Source organism: Vibrio sp. 811 (assembly GCF_033339195.1).
In genome coordinates this window covers 1-500 of the sequence record NZ_JAWOUB010001038.1, presented here as the reverse complement: position 1 = coordinate 500, position 500 = coordinate 1, and the positions used below count along the sequence as shown (strand labels likewise).

1 protein-coding gene and 1 pseudogene are annotated in these 500 nt (G+C 46.6%); both read left to right on the top strand.

The annotated features are described in order from the left end of the window. On the top strand, positions 1 to 211 hold a 211-nt coding region (locus tag R7Q46_RS30775), incomplete at its 5' end, for an outer membrane lipoprotein-sorting protein (protein ID WP_318078790.1). A 54-nt stretch (positions 212 to 265) separates the two neighbouring features. Next, positions 266 to 500, top strand: a pseudogene (locus tag R7Q46_RS30770) (hypothetical protein); the annotation flags it as partial.

The following is a 500-nucleotide window of genomic DNA, read 5'->3' as shown; positions in this document are numbered from 1 at the left end:
CGAGTTTTACGACCGAAAAGGCGCGTTATTGAAAACTCTAACTTTCGCTAATTATAAGCAGTACCTCGATAGATATTGGCGTGCACATACCATGGCAATGACGAATCACCAAACTGGCAAAAGTACAGAATTGAACACTAGCGATTTGCGCTTTCAAACAGGGTTGGAAGAGAATGACTTCAACAAAAACGTGCTCAAGCGAGTTAAATAAGGGAGTGGTATGAATATGGGCAAAGGAGTAAACCAACTTGGCGGAATACTCGCGATGTTGGTAACGCCCTCGCTGTTCGCATTTGAGCTTGCGGGGCAATTGAATGTTGAGCATCGACAATTTCTCTCTCACGGGCTGCAAGGGCAGAGTAAAGGCCAAAGCTCTGTTGTAGTTCAGCCTGAACTTTACTGGGACTTCCAAAGCGGAGAGAGTAGCGTCACCTTCACACCGTTTTTTCGAGTCGATAGCCTCGATGATGAAAGAACCCACGGTGAGGTTAGAGGAGCGG